The 13,704-nt window shown below is 69.2% G+C and carries 10 protein-coding genes and 1 tRNA gene; 9 read left to right on the forward strand and 2 right to left on the reverse strand.

Going from position 1 to position 13,704, the window contains the following annotated elements:
* Positions 1-115: 115 nt before the first annotated feature.
* The 4 genes from gltB (at position 116) to EAH86_RS05170 (ending at position 7,955) form a co-directional block, all read left to right on the forward strand.
* Positions 116-4,660 (forward strand): glutamate synthase large subunit, encoded by a 4,545-nt coding sequence (gene gltB / locus EAH86_RS05155; protein WP_140738837.1) that lies wholly within the window; start codon positions 116-118, stop codon positions 4,658-4,660.
* A complete protein-coding gene (locus EAH86_RS05160; RefSeq protein ID WP_140737593.1) occupies positions 4,653-6,107 on the forward strand; it encodes a glutamate synthase subunit beta in 1,455 nt (484 codons plus the stop codon). Before gltB ends, EAH86_RS05160 begins: the two co-directional genes overlap by 8 nt.
* Positions 6,108-6,256: 149 nt before the next feature.
* A complete protein-coding gene (gene pyk / locus EAH86_RS05165; protein WP_140737594.1) occupies positions 6,257-7,708 on the forward strand; it encodes a pyruvate kinase in 1,452 nt (483 codons plus the stop codon).
* Between the two features lie 164 nt (positions 7,709-7,872).
* Positions 7,873-7,955, forward strand: a tRNA-Leu gene (locus EAH86_RS05170).
* Between the two features lie 141 nt (positions 7,956-8,096).
* Here the strand turns inward: EAH86_RS05170 and EAH86_RS05175 are convergent.
* Complete coding sequence (locus EAH86_RS05175; RefSeq protein ID WP_140737595.1) at positions 8,097-8,468, reverse strand: ANTAR domain-containing protein; 372 nt, start codon at positions 8,466-8,468, stop codon at positions 8,097-8,099.
* 782 nt (positions 8,469-9,250) lie between these two features.
* Between EAH86_RS05175 and EAH86_RS05180 the strand changes: the two genes are divergently transcribed.
* Positions 9,251-10,006, forward strand: a complete 756-nt coding sequence (locus EAH86_RS05180; RefSeq protein WP_140737596.1) for an alpha/beta hydrolase family protein — start codon at positions 9,251-9,253, stop codon at positions 10,004-10,006.
* 21 nt (positions 10,007-10,027) lie between these two features.
* Here the strand turns inward: EAH86_RS05180 and EAH86_RS05185 are convergent, their stop codons facing one another.
* Positions 10,028-10,864 carry a hypothetical protein gene (locus EAH86_RS05185; RefSeq protein ID WP_140737597.1) on the reverse strand — a complete coding sequence of 279 codons (837 nt, stop codon included), beginning with the start codon at positions 10,862-10,864 and terminating at the stop codon, positions 10,028-10,030.
* Positions 10,865-11,186: 322 nt separating this feature from the next.
* On the opposite strand from EAH86_RS05185, the gene EAH86_RS05190 reads away from it, so the two are divergent.
* From EAH86_RS05190 to EAH86_RS05205, 4 genes are all read left to right on the forward strand, one after another.
* Positions 11,187-12,002, forward strand: coding sequence for a hypothetical protein (locus EAH86_RS05190; RefSeq protein WP_140737598.1), 816 nt, complete (start codon positions 11,187-11,189; stop codon positions 12,000-12,002).
* 9 nt (positions 12,003-12,011) lie between these two features.
* Entirely contained in the window at positions 12,012-12,332 is a 321-nt protein-coding gene (locus EAH86_RS05195) for a hypothetical protein (protein WP_140737599.1), read from the forward strand.
* 109 nt (positions 12,333-12,441) lie between these two features.
* Positions 12,442-13,053: an ANTAR domain-containing response regulator gene (locus EAH86_RS05200; protein WP_140737600.1), complete on the forward strand. Its 612-nt coding sequence runs from the start codon at positions 12,442-12,444 to the stop codon at positions 13,051-13,053.
* Positions 13,054-13,055: 2 nt separating this feature from the next.
* Positions 13,056-13,622: a GNAT family N-acetyltransferase gene (locus EAH86_RS05205; protein WP_206665747.1), complete on the forward strand. Its 567-nt coding sequence runs from the start codon at positions 13,056-13,058 to the stop codon at positions 13,620-13,622.
* Positions 13,623-13,704 lie beyond the last annotated feature (82 nt).

Here is a 13,704-nt window from a genome sequence, read left to right on the forward strand (position 1 = left end):
GCACTCGGGCTATCCTGCCTGCAGCCGTGGCCAAGGCCGTCCACGCGCGTGACCTGGTGTGCCCAACTTGGGTTCCACAACGCACTTGACTCCCCCCAAGGACGGTGACCCGAACGTGACTCCTGCGCGCTTCTCCGCCCAGCCCGCCAACACGGGCCTCTACCGCCGCGAGCACGAGCACGACGCCTGCGGTGTGGCTCTCGTGGCGACGATGCGAGGAAGTGCCGGTCACGACATCGTGGACCACGCCCTCACCGCCCTGCGCAACCTCGACCACCGCGGCGCCACCGGCGCCGACCCCCTGGTGGGCGACGGTGCCGGCATCCTCACCCAGATCCCGGACACCTTCCTGCGCGCGGTCGTCGACTTCGACCTCCCTGTCCAGGGTGCGTATGCCGTGGGCACCGCCTTCCTGCCGGTCGACGAGACCGAGCGGGCCCAGGTCGTGTCCCGGATCGAGGAGATCGCGGCCGAGGAGAACCTGCAGGTGCTCGGCTGGCGTGACGTCCCGGTGGCGGCGGAGCTGGTCGGCCAGGCGGCTCGCGACTGCATGCCGTTCTTCAGCCAGCTGTTCGTCTCCGCGTCCGTGGGCCGGATGCTCGGGCTCGGACTGGACCGGCTCGCCTTCTGCCTGCGCAAGCGGGCCGAGCGCGAGACCGAGGTCTACTTCCCGTCGCTGTCGTGTCGCACCCTCGTCTACAAGGGAATGCTCACCACCGGGCAGCTCGAGCCGTTCTTCCCCGACCTGTCGGACCGCCGGTTCGAGACCCAGCTCGCGCTGGTCCACTCGCGGTTCTCCACCAACACCTTCCCGAGCTGGCCCCTGGCCCACCCCTACCGGCTCATCGCCCACAACGGCGAGATCAACACCGTCAAGGGCAACCGCAACTGGATGAGTGCCCGCGAGAGCCAGCTCGTCTCCGACGTCATCCCCGGTGACCTCGAGCGGCTGTTTCCCATCTGCACGCCGGAGGCGTCGGACTCGGCGTCCTTCGACGAGGCGCTGGAGCTGCTGCACCTCGGAGGTCGCCCGCTGCCGCACGCGGTCCTCATGATGATCCCGGAGGCTTGGGAGAACAACGAGGAGATGGACCCGGCACGTCGGTCCTTCTACGAGTTCCACTCGACCTTCATGGAGCCGTGGGACGGCCCTGCCTGCGTGACCTTCACCGACGGCTCGCTCATCGGGGCCGTGCTGGACCGCAACGGCCTGCGCCCCGGCCGCTACTCGGTGACCGACGACGGGCTGGTCGTGCTGGCCTCCGAGTCCGGTGTGCTCGACCTCGACCCGACCCGGGTGGTTCGCAAGGGACGGCTCCAGCCAGGACGGATGTTCCTCGTCGACACCGAGCACGGCCGGATCGTGTCCGACGACGAGGTGAAGTCCTCGCTCGCTGCCCAGCACCCTTACGACGAGTGGCTGCACGCCGGCCTCATCCACCTCGACGACCTGCCCGAGCGCGAGCACATCGTGCACACCGCGGCGTCGGTCGCCCGTCGCCAGCAGACCTTCGGCTACACGCAGGAAGAGCTCAAGATCCTGCTCACGCCGATGGCCAAGACCGGGGGAGAGGCGCTCGGCTCGATGGGCACCGACACGCCCATCGCCGTGCTGTCCGACCGACCCCGGCTGGTCTTTGACTACTTCAGCCAGCTCTTCGCCCAGGTCACCAACCCGCCGCTGGATGCCATCCGTGAGGAGCTCGTCACCTCGCTGGGCACCGTGATTGGTCCGGAGGGCAACGCCCTGTCGGCCAACCCGGCCCATGCGCGCCAGGTCGTGCTGCCGTTCCCGGTCATCGACAACGACGCGCTCGCGAAGATCGTCCACGTCAACGCCGACGGCGACCTGCCGGGCTATGCCACTCACGTGGTGCGCGGCACCTATGACGTCACCGGCGGGGCGGCCGCGATGACCGCCCGTCTGGAGCAGGTCTTCGGCGAGGTGTCCGCCGCGATCGAGAAGGGCGCGAGGTTCGTCGTGCTGTCCGACCGCGACTCGGGCCGCGACTACGCACCGATCCCGTCGCTCCTGCTGACCTCGGCGGTGCACCACCACCTCATCCGTGAGAAGACCCGCACGAAGGTGGGTCTGGTGGTCGAGGCCGGTGACGTCCGCGAGGTGCACCACGTGGCACTGCTCATCGGGTATGGCGCGGCGGCCGTGAACCCCTACCTCGCGATGGAGTCGGTCGAGGACCTGGTCCGGTCCGGCGCCATCGACGGGGTGACCCCCGAGCAGGCGGTCAGGAACCTCATCAAGGCGCTCGGCAAGGGTGTCCTCAAGGTGATGTCCAAGATGGGCATCTCAACGGTCGCCTCCTACCGCGGCGCCCAGGTCTTCGAGGCACTCGGCCTGTCGCAGGAGCTGGTCGACCGCTACTTCACCGGCACCGTCAGCCAGCTCGGGGGCGTCGGGCTCGACGTCCTCGCGGCGGAGACCGCGGCACGGCACGCCGCGGCATACCCTCCGGACGGGGTGCGGCTCCCGCACCGCAAGCTCAACGTGGGTGGGGAGTACCAGTGGCGGCGCGAGGGTGAGTCGCACCTGTTCGACCCCGACACCGTGTTCCGGCTGCAGCACGCGACGCGACAGCGGCGCTACGACATCTTCAAGCAGTACACCGCGCGCGTCGACGACCAGTCCGAGCGCCTGATGACGCTGCGCGGGTTGTTCTCCCTGGGTGGCGCCAACCCGCGCCCGGCGGTCCCGATCGACGAGGTCGAGCCGATCAGCGAGATCCTCAAGCGGTTCAACACCGGTGCAATGTCCTACGGCTCGATCAGCCAGGAGGCCCACGAGACCCTGGCGATCGCCATGAACCGGCTGGGCGGACGCTCCAACACCGGTGAGGGTGGCGAGGACGTCGACCGGCTGATGGACCCCGAGCGGCGTTCGACGATCAAGCAGGTCGCCTCGGGGCGCTTCGGCGTCACGTCGCTCTACCTCACGAAGTCCGGCGACATCCAGATCAAGATGGCGCAGGGTGCCAAGCCCGGTGAGGGCGGCCAGCTGCCCGGCCACAAGGTCTACCCCTGGATCGCCACCACGCGGCACTCGACGCCGGGCGTCGGCCTGATCAGCCCGCCGCCGCACCACGACATCTACTCGATCGAGGACCTCGCCCAGCTGATCCACGACCTCAAGAACGCCAACCCCGAGGCCAGGATCCACGTCAAGCTGGTCTCCGAGATCGGCGTCGGCACGGTCGCTGCTGGCGTCTCCAAGGCGCACTCCGACGTCGTGCTCATCTCCGGGCACGACGGGGGCACCGGCGCATCGCCGCTGACCTCGCTCAAGCACGCCGGTGGGCCGTGGGAGATCGGCCTCGCCGAGACCCAGCAGACGTTGGTGCTCAACGGGTTGCGCGACCGGATCGTCGTCCAGTGCGACGGCCAGCTCAAGACCGGACGTGACGTCGTCATCGCCGCGCTGCTGGGTGCGGAGGAGTTCGGGTTCGCCACGGCTCCGCTGGTCGTCAGCGGCTGCATCATGATGCGCGTCTGTCACCTCGACACCTGCCCGGTCGGCATCGCGACGCAGAACCCCGAGCTGCGGTCCCGGTTCTCGGGCAAGCCCGAGTTCGTCGAGACCTTCTTCGAGTACATCGCCGAAGAGGTCCGCGAGCACCTGGCTGCCCTCGGGTTCCGCAGCATCGAGGAGGCCATCGGCCAGGTCTCGGCGATCGACGCGAGCCGGGCCGTCAACCACTGGAAGGCAGCCGGCCTCGACCTGGCGCCGATCTTCACCGACGTGGAGAGCCCGGACGGATCGGCCCGTCGCAACACCACGACGCAGGACCACGGGCTCGAGAAGGCACTCGACCACCACCTCATCACGATCGCTCGCGAGGCCCTCAACGACGGCACGGCGGTCACGGGCGAGGTCGCGGTCCGCAACGTCAACCGGACCATCGGCACGCTGCTCGGCCACGAGGTCACCAAGGCCTACCCGGACGGGCTGCCCGACAACACCATCGACCTGACCCTGCGGGGCTCGGCCGGTCAGTCGCTGGGTGCCTTCCTCCCGCGGGGCATCACGCTGCGACTGCTCGGCGACGCCAACGACTACGTCGGCAAGGGCCTGTCGGGTGGCCGGATCGTGGTCCGTCCCGACCGCGCTGCGCCGTTGCAGGCCGAGGCGAACGTCATTGCCGGCAACGTCATCGGCTACGGCGCCACCACGGGCGAGCTGTTCCTGCGCGGCCTGGTCGGCGAGCGCTTCGGTGTCCGCAACTCCGGTGCAACCGCGGTGGTCGAGGGTGTCGGCGACCACGGGTGCGAGTACATGACGGGTGGCACGGTCCTCGTGCTCGGGCCGACCGGGCGCAACTTCGCCGCCGGCATGTCCGGGGGAGTGGCCTACGTGCTCGACCTCGACCACGGCCGGGTCAACGGCGAGCTCGTCGACGTGTCCGCCCTGCGGCCGGACGACGAGACGGCCGTCCGCGAGCTGCTCGGCAAGCATGTCGAGTGGACCGAATCACCTGTCGCAGCAAGGTTGCTGGAGGAGTGGGACACCGCGAAGTCTCGGTTCACCCTGGTCCTGCCGCGCGACTACCAGCGCGTCCTGGACGTGCGCGCCGCCGCTGAGGCGGAAGGACTCGACGTCAACGGCTCCGAGGTCTGGGAGCGGATCATGGAGGCCTCTCGTGGCTGACCCCCAAGGCTTTCTCAAGACACGCGAGCGCGAGCTGCCGGCTCGTCGTCCGGTGCCGGTGCGCATCCGTGACTGGAAAGAGGTCTACGAGGAGCAGGAGCTCGGACAGCTCCAGCGCCAGGCCGGTCGCTGCATGGACTGTGGGATCCCGTTCTGCCACAGCGGTTGTCCGCTGGGCAACCTCATCCCCGAGTGGAACGACCTGGCGTGGAAGGGCGACTGGCGTGAGGCCATCGAGCGGCTGCACGCCACCAACAACTTCCCCGAGTTCACCGGTCGGCTCTGCCCCGCTCCGTGCGAGACCGCCTGCGTGCTGGGCATCAACCAGCCCGCGGTGACGATCAAGCAGATCGAGGTCACCACGATCGACCGTGCCTTCGACGCGGGCTACGTGCAGCCGCAGGCGCCCGAGCGGCTCTCCGGCAAGACCGTCGCCGTCGTCGGCTCCGGCCCTGCCGGTCTGGCGGCAGCCCAGCAGCTGACCCGCGCCGGCCACACCGTCGCGGTCTACGAGCGGGCCGACAAGCCCGGTGGGCTGCTCCGCTACGGCATCCCCGAGTTCAAGATGGAGAAGTCCGTCCTGGACCGCCGGATCGCCCAGATGGAGGCCGAGGGCACCCGGTTCCGCAGCGGTGTCGACGTCGGTGGCGACGTCACCGGCAAGCAGCTGCGTGACCGCTACGACGCCGTGGTCCTGGCCATCGGTGCGACCGTCCCACGTGACCTTCCGGTCCCGGGTCGCGAGCACGACGGTGTGATGCAGGCGATGGACTTCCTGCCGCCCGCCAACCGGGTCGCGCTCGGCGAGACCGTCGAGGGCCAGGTCACTGCGGAGGGCAAGGACGTCATCGTGATCGGCGGTGGCGACACCGGAGCCGACTGCATCGGCACCTCGCACCGTCAGGGTGCGCGGTCGGTGACCAGCCTGGAGATCATGCCGCAGCCGGGGGAGGAGCGGGTGGCCGGCCAGCCGTGGCCCACCTACCCGATGCTCTTCCGCGTGGCCTCCGCGCACGAGGAGGGCGGCGACCGGGTGTATGCCGCGTCGACCAAGGAGATCATCGGCGAGGACGGCAAGGTGTCCGGCATCCGCGTCGTCGACGTCCGCATGGGAGACAAGGGATTCGAGGAGGTCGAGGGCACCGAACGCGTGCTGCCGGCCCAGCTGATCCTGCTCGCCATGGGCTTCCTCGGGCCGCAGGGTCCGGGCGTCGTCGAACAGCTCGAGGTCGACCTCGACGAGCGCTCGAACGTCAAGCGGGACAAGGACTACATGTCCTCGGTGCCCGGTGTCTTCGTGGCCGGTGACGCCGGGCGCGGACAGTCGCTCATCGTGTGGGCGATCGCCGAAGGCCGTTCGGCCGCAGCAGGTGTCGACAAGTTCCTGACCGGCCACACCGCCCTGCCGCGCCCCATCAACCCGAACGACCGTCCCCTCCTCGTCTGACGCGGCCTTCTGACGCGATGCACGGCGCGATGCACGGCGCGACGCACGGCGCGACGCACCACGCAACGCACCACGCGGCATACCTGAGCACGGTGTCCGCAGGGTGATCGGGGTCACGTTCGCGTGGGGTCGACCGATAGGGTCGAGTCATGCGTCGCGCCAAAATCGTCTGCACCCTCGGCCCGGCAGTCTCCACTCCTGAGCGCATCCGCGAGCTCGTCGATGCGGGCATGGATGTGGCTCGGCTGAACCTCTCGCACGGCGAGTACGCCGACCACGAGAAGATCTACCAGGAGATCCGGCGAGCCAGCGACGAGACCGGTCACGCGGTCGGGATCCTGGTCGACCTGCAGGGTCCCAAGATCCGCACGACCCGGTTCTCCGGCGGCCCGGTCACCCTGGTCAACGGCGCCGAGTTCACCATCACCACGCGCGAGGTCGACGGGTCGGTGACGGAGGTCGGCACGACGTACAAGGGGCTCCCCGGTGACGTGAACCCCGGGGACGCGCTGCTCATCGACGACGGCAAGGTCGGCCTGCAGGCGATCGAGGTCACCGATACCGACGTTCGCTGTGTCGTGACCGTGGGCGGCAGGGTGTCCAACAACAAGGGCATCAACCTGCCCGGAGTGGCCGTGTCCGTGCCGGCCATGTCCGAGAAGGACAAGGAAGACCTGCGCTGGGCGCTCGGTCTGCGCGCCGACATGATCGCGCTGTCGTTCGTGCGGTCCGCCGCTGACCTCGACGACGTGCACGCGGTCATGGACGAGGTCGGTGTCCGGCTGCCTGTCATCGCCAAGATCGAGAAGCCCCAGGCGGTCGACAACCTCGTCGAGATCATCGAGGCCTTCGACGGCATCATGGTCGCCCGTGGTGACCTCGGCGTCGAGCTGCCGCTCGAGGAGGTGCCGATCGTCCAGAAGGAAGCCATCGAGATCGCGCGCCGCAACGCCAAGCCGGTCATCGTCGCCACCCAGGTGCTCGAGTCGATGATCGAGAACCCGCGGCCCACCCGCGCCGAGGCCTCCGACGCCGCCAACGCCGTCCTCGACGGCGCTGACGCACTGATGTTGTCGGGGGAGACCAGCGTCGGTGCCTACCCGATCATCGCCGTGCAGACGATGGCCCGGATCATCGAGAGCACCGAGGAGCACGGCCTCGAGCGGATCCGCCCGCTCGGCACCAAGCCGCACACGATGGGCGGAGCGGTGGCTGCTGCTGCCGTCGAGATCGGCGACCTGCTGGGCGCGAAGTTCCTCATCACCTTCAGCCAGTCCGGCGACACCGCCAAGCGGATGTCGCGCATCCGCCCGAGGATTCCCATGCTCGCGTTCACGCCCGAGCAGCACACCCGCTCGCGCCTCGCGCTGGCGTGGGGGATCGAGACCTTCCTCGTCCCGATGGCCCGGCACACCGACCAGATGGCCCAGCAGGTCGACAAGTCGCTGCTCGCCTCGGGCCGGGCCCAGGAGGGTGACCTCGTCGTCATCGTCGCCGGCTCGCCTCCCGGCATCCCCGGGTCCACCAACGCGTTGCGCGTCCACAAGATGGGTGACGCCGTCAACAAGGTGGCGCCGGCCTACGAGGACCTCGCGGACTGACCTGCTGTTGTGCGTGGCGTCGACGTGGCCTGCCGCCCGACGACCAACCTCAGACCAGCTCGGTATGCCGCGTGCTCACCACAGTCCTCGCGACGCCCGGTTTGTCGTCGGCCGGTAGGTGGCGGCTATCCTTTGCCGCGTCGCTGACGAAGGTCAGCGGCTTGGCCGGAGTGGTGGAATGGCAGACACGGAGCACTCAAAATGCTCTGCTCGAAAGGGCGTGCGGGTTCAAGTCCCGCCTTCGGCACCGATGTGACCTTGCAGCTCAGGACGCTCGCGCAAGCATTGCGTGCACGCATGACCCCTTGGGCCCTGGATCGGACCGCGCCGCGCACGTCCATCCGGTCGGTAGAGCCGCGCTAGTTCCCTAGGGCCCCGGATGAGGCGGTCAGGGGCGCAGCCTGCCGGTTCCGTGCCGTCCGCGCTCACGTAAGGCGTCGAGTCCCCGGTCGTCCACGGCATCGGGCCGACCCACCAAGGTGACGCCCGGCGACTGCTCCCGGTCAGAGGGCTGCGTTGCCGTGGTCACGTGCCGCAGGTCGTTCGACTGCTTGACCATGTGAGTTGCGAGGTCACGCAGCCTGACGTCTGCTTTCTCAGACCACTTGACCAGCTGGACGAATGCTTCGTGGTCGTCGAGGTCGAATCTCTCCATCACCAAACCGACGGCCTTTCCTATGGTCCTGCTCGACTGGAGCGCCATGACCATGTCGTTCTCGCGTTGTGCCTGACCGAGGGCGACAGCCGCCTGTGCGGCCACCGGTCTCGTGTGTTTCGCTGCAGCCAGGATCGAGTCGAGGATGAGGGGCGTTGCGCCGCCCCGCGGCGCGGATGCCGACCCGTCCAAGGCCAGGAATTTCTCAGGGGAGGGATTCACGGTGTCTCCAGTTGCGATGGCTGTGAAAGGGCCACGAACGTTGGCTCGACTGGAGACGACGCCCGAGGGTCACGGTAAGCAAGTGCCCATCGGGTCCGGGGTGGGGCTACGTGTGCGAGCGTACGCTCGCATGGGCCGTCGTGCCGGAATGGAGCAGCTCAATGCGGCGCGGGTGACACGGCATCTAGGGTCTGCCTGCGGGGTTGCCCATGGACCATGGTTGGCCCCGTACAGCGCAGCACCCGCGCCCACTTGCCCCTGATGCCCCTCCGGCGCGGGTGACACTTCCCTCAGAAGCCGAGGCTGCTCCGGTTGCAGGAGAACGGCCATAGCCCACATGGGCCATTTCATGCCCCCTGTAGCGGTGGCATGATCTGCGGTCGCGACCCTGGCACGTCCCGATGCACCATCGAGGCGCGCATGGCCTGCCATCGCTACCCCACCCAGCAGGGGGTGTCGGGTGGGGCAGGTCCGCCGGCCGGTGAGGGGGCCGTACCGGCGGCACAACCAACGCTAGCGCGGGATCGACCTGGCCGACTCGCCCACTTGTAGTACATACAAGGCTCAGACGGCGTGGGCAGCCTTCGTAGACTGGTTGCGTGTTCCGCTGGACCGCGTCTCGGACGGCAGCGCGCCGGTTCCTCGGGGTTTGGGAGTATGGCTGGGTGGCTGAGTCCGTGTCGTTTCCGAGTACCAGCGGGCCGCGTCTGGCGGGCCTGATCGACCACCCCGAAGGACCGGTCCGGGGCTGGGGCGTGTTCTCGCACGGTTTCACGCTCGGCAAGAACAGCCCCGCAGCCAGTCGGATCTGCAAGCAGCTGGCTGCGGAGGGCATCGGTATGCTGCGTTTCGACAACCTCGGCCTCGGGGACTCCGAGGGCGACTGGGGCGATGGTTCGTTCTCGCACAAGGTCGCCGACACGGGCCAGGCGGTGCGGTTCATGAACGACTCCGGCCGCACCGTGCGGCTGCTCGTGGGGCACTCCTTCGGCGGGGCCGCAGTCATCGCGGCCGCACACCAGCTGGACACCATCCGGGCGGTGGCCAGCATCGGTGCGCCGTACGAGCCGGGGCACGTGGAGCACAACTACGACGCGCTCGTCGAGCGGATCATCGCCGACGGCGAGGCGCCGTTCCTGATCGGTGGCAAGGCGCTGGTCCTGCGCCGGCACTTCATCGAGGACGTGCGCGCGGCGGACCTGCGGGAGCAGATCCGCACGCTGCGCCGGGCTCTGCTGGTGATGCACTCGCCGACCGACAACACGGTGGGGATTGCCAACGCGAGCGAGATCTTCCGGGCGGCTCGGCATCCCCGGAGCTTCGTGTCGTTGGAGGGGGCCGACCATTTGCTCACGGGCCGGGACCAGGCCAAACGGGCGGCCCGCATCATCAGTGCTTGGGCCGATCCCTACCTGGCTTGAGCCCCACTCCCGCGCCAGCGGTCAGGTCCAGCCCGTGGTGTGGACGGCGCAGCGGCCCGGGGCGAGGTCGCGGTGTCGGCGCACAAGGGTGCGGACCGCCCACCTGATGCGACGGCGGGCCACGAGCAGCAGCACGCCCACCCAGAGGGCGATCGCCCACCCCTGGGGCCCCTTGGGCGGGTTGGGAGGCGGTGGGTATGCGCCGGCGTCGAGACCCGCGGCCTTTTCGAAGTGGTTCTCCGAGGCCGGATACAAGGTGTCGTCGATGACGTACAGCACCGGGAGCAGGCCGATCCCACCGACGATGGTGCACACGGCCCACTGGTCGACGTGGCGTGACTCGTGCACGGCAAGGTCGTGGGCCCGCACCGGGTTGATGCGCGGGACGGGCGACGCCAGGAACACCTCGCCGACCATGCTGCCCATGTGTTCCCCGGCCTGCGGCACGAAGGCCAGCGTGATGGGCGGATTGCCGACACTGCACAGACCACGCCCCCGAGCCTCTGCGTACCCCAACGCCAACCCGCTGACGGGGGCGGTCATGGCGGAGCGGATCGTCGACCACACAGGCTGACGGCCCTGGGCCCGAGGGTCGATGACGCGGCGACCTTCCGCGATCGAGGTGTCTGCTGCACAGGCCGGCAGCTCACGCGCCTTCTGGGAGACCCGCAACCCGAAGCCGGCGACCGACACGAGTGCGAGGACCACCATGGCGAAGAGCAGCCGTCGGTGCCGTCGCTGGCACAGGTCGCAGGCGAGGACCCGGCGCGGCCGCAGCGCCCGGGTTCGCGGGAGGACCAACAGGAGTCCGAGCACGCCGGCACCGAGGAACGCCACCACGACCCACACGACCCGCATCGGCGCAGAGGTCGGCCGTCGACGCGGCCATCGGCGGGGAAGGGGACGACCGACCTCACCCAACGTGTCCTCCAGCTGCCGGCCCGGCCCAAGGCCGTGACTGGCCCGGGCAACGCCCCGGGTCATCCCCATCATGGCCGTTCAAGGGGCCAGCAACCAGAGCCGTCTCCAGCGCCGTGCACGACGGGCGTGGACCGGCCAACCACAGGCCGGCGGCCGGCATACCAGGGCACGGCAACGTGGTCGCGCCACCGGGGGCGACGCGCACGTCCCAAGGGCATTCGGCGTCAAGGCCTTGACCACTGGTGTGCGAGTCTGTGGTGTGACCTTCGCACTCCTGGCAGCGTTGGTCGGAACGCTTGGCTACGGTGTCGCGTCGGTGCTGCAGGCCGTCGGGACCGCCCGAGCGAATGGCATGGCCGTCCTGAAGCAACCGACGTACCTCGCCGGGCTCGGGTGTGACGCAACGGCATGGGTGGCTTCGCTGGTCGCCCTGCGCCAGCTGCCGCTGTTCGCGGTGCAGGCACTGTTGGCAGGTTCGCTGGCCGTCACCGTGGTCGTGGCGTCGGTGGTGCTCAAGACCAGGCTGCGAGTTCGTGACGTCGTTGCCGTCGGCGCCATCACCGTGGCCCTGGTCGTCCTTGCCGCCAGCGCCGGGCCGCCCTCGGCCGTGAAGCCGCCCTCCGCATTCACCCCCGTCATGATGTTCGTGCTTGCGATCCTCGTGGTCGTCGCGGTGGCCACCTGGCGGCGACCTCGGTCGGTATCGTTCGCCTTGGTGGCTGGGGGCGCCTTCTCTGGAGCCGCGCTGTGTGCCCGGGCCGCACACAAGGCAGGGGGCTGGGGCGCCTTGCTCCATGAACCCCTGGCCTGGGGTGTGCTCGGATACGGCGCGATCGGAATGGTTTGTTACACCTTGGCGCTCGACCACGGCCCCGTGGGTCCGGCAACGGCGATTCTCTGGGTGGTGGAGGTGGCCGTTCCCGCGGCGGTGGGGGTGGCTGTCCTGGGGGACAGTGTGCGTACCGGCTGGGGTGTGCCGGCGGCAGTGTCCCTGGTGGTGGCTCTCGCAGCGTGTGTCGCACTGGCCCGGCAGGACCCAGGCGGACCGTACGGCCACCCGCCGCCGGCGACATAGGGTGCGGGGATGCCCCTCCTGACCTCGACGCCCGCCGACGGCCTCGCGTCGCGCCCCCGTCCACTTTCGCCTCGGTGGTGGGTCCGCGACGAGGACGGCAAGGTGAACCTGGTCCAGTGGCCGAACCCGGCTCTGGTGGTGTGGATGCTCGCTGCTGTCCTCGCCTGGACCGAGGTCCTGGGATCGAGTCGCACAGCGGCACTCCACGGGGTGGGTTCCGGCGCCTTGGTCGCCTGGGCCTTGGACGAGCTGATCCGGGGCGCAAGCCCGGCTCGAAGGCTGATGGGCGCAGTGGTCCTCGCGGTGCAGCTGGTTCGACTGTTCGGCTAGGTCGCCGCCCCGTACAAGGGTGCGGCAAGCGCGGCCTACCAAGGCATGGCGACGCGGTCGCGACGCCTCCGGCAACCTGCCGTTAACGCGAGTCCCCTAGGCTTTCGCCGTGAGCGAGATCGAGACCCCGAAGCCCCCGCCGTCCGCAGCCACCCGCATCCTGGTGGCCGAGGACGAAGCCCTGATCCGCCTCGACCTGGCTGAGATGCTCGTCGAGGCCGGCTACGACGTCGTTGGGCAGGCGAGCAACGGTGAGCAGGCCGTCGAGATGGCCACCGAGCTGCTGCCCGACCTGGTCATCATGGACGTCAAGATGCCCGTCATGGACGGCATCACCGCCGCCGGACACATCGGCGCGGCGCGCATCTGCCCGGTCGTGATGCTCACCGCGTTCAGCCAGACCGAGCTCGTCGAACGTGCGCGCGACGCGGGTGTGATGGCCTACATCGTCAAGCCGTTCACGGCCTCCGACCTCGCCCCCGCCATCGACATCGCCCGGCACCGCTGGACCGAGGTCAAGGCTCTCGAACAGGAGATCTCCGACCTGGGCGAGCGGCTCGAGACCCGCAAGTCGGTCGACCGCGCCAAGGGCGTGCTGATGAAGAAGCTCAAGATCAGCGAGGCCGAGGCGTTCCGCTGGATCCAGAAGACCGCCATGGACCGCCGGCTCGGCATGCGCGAGGTCGCCGAGGCGGTCGTCGCCGGGATGGACAAGGCCTGAGCGTGGGCGTGGAGGTACGCCGGGCGACCCCGGCTGACTCGGCAGTGCTGGCCGAGGTCGCGGCGGCGACGTTCGCGCTGGCCTGCCCACCGCGCATCACCCAGCAGGCGATCGACACGTTCATCGCGGACGTGCTGTCGGTGGAGTGCTTCGACGGCTACCTCGCGGACCCGCAGCGCGACCTGTTCCTGTCCGTGGAGGTCTCCGGGGAGGTCTCCGTGGATGGCTCCGTCGACGGCGGCACGACGACCGGCTACGCCATGGTGGTGAACGGTGAGCCCACGGACCCGGACGTCCAGTCCGCCCTCACCGTGCGACCCACGGCCGAGCTGAGCAAGATCTACGTCCTGCCCGACCACCACGGTGCCGGCACGAGCCGGTTGCTGATGGAAGCCGCCATCGACGCGGCCCAGACGCGGGGTGCTGAGGCGGTGTGGCTCGGGGTCAACCAGGAGAACGAGCGGGCCCAGAAGTTCTACGCGAAGAGTGGGTTCACGAGGGTCGGCACCAAGCGGTTCCTCGTGGGGGACAGGTACGAGCACGACTACGTGTTCGAGCGGGTTCTGTGAGGTTGCGTCCGGGTTCATGCAGAGTTAACACGGGAAAGTCGTTGAACCCTTCACGAAGGCCCGCGCATGGGCCTACAGTCAT

It is taken from the genome of Pedococcus bigeumensis, from assembly GCF_006438965.1.
Classification (GTDB): Bacteria; Actinomycetota; Actinomycetes; order Actinomycetales; family Dermatophilaceae; genus Pedococcus; species Pedococcus bigeumensis_A.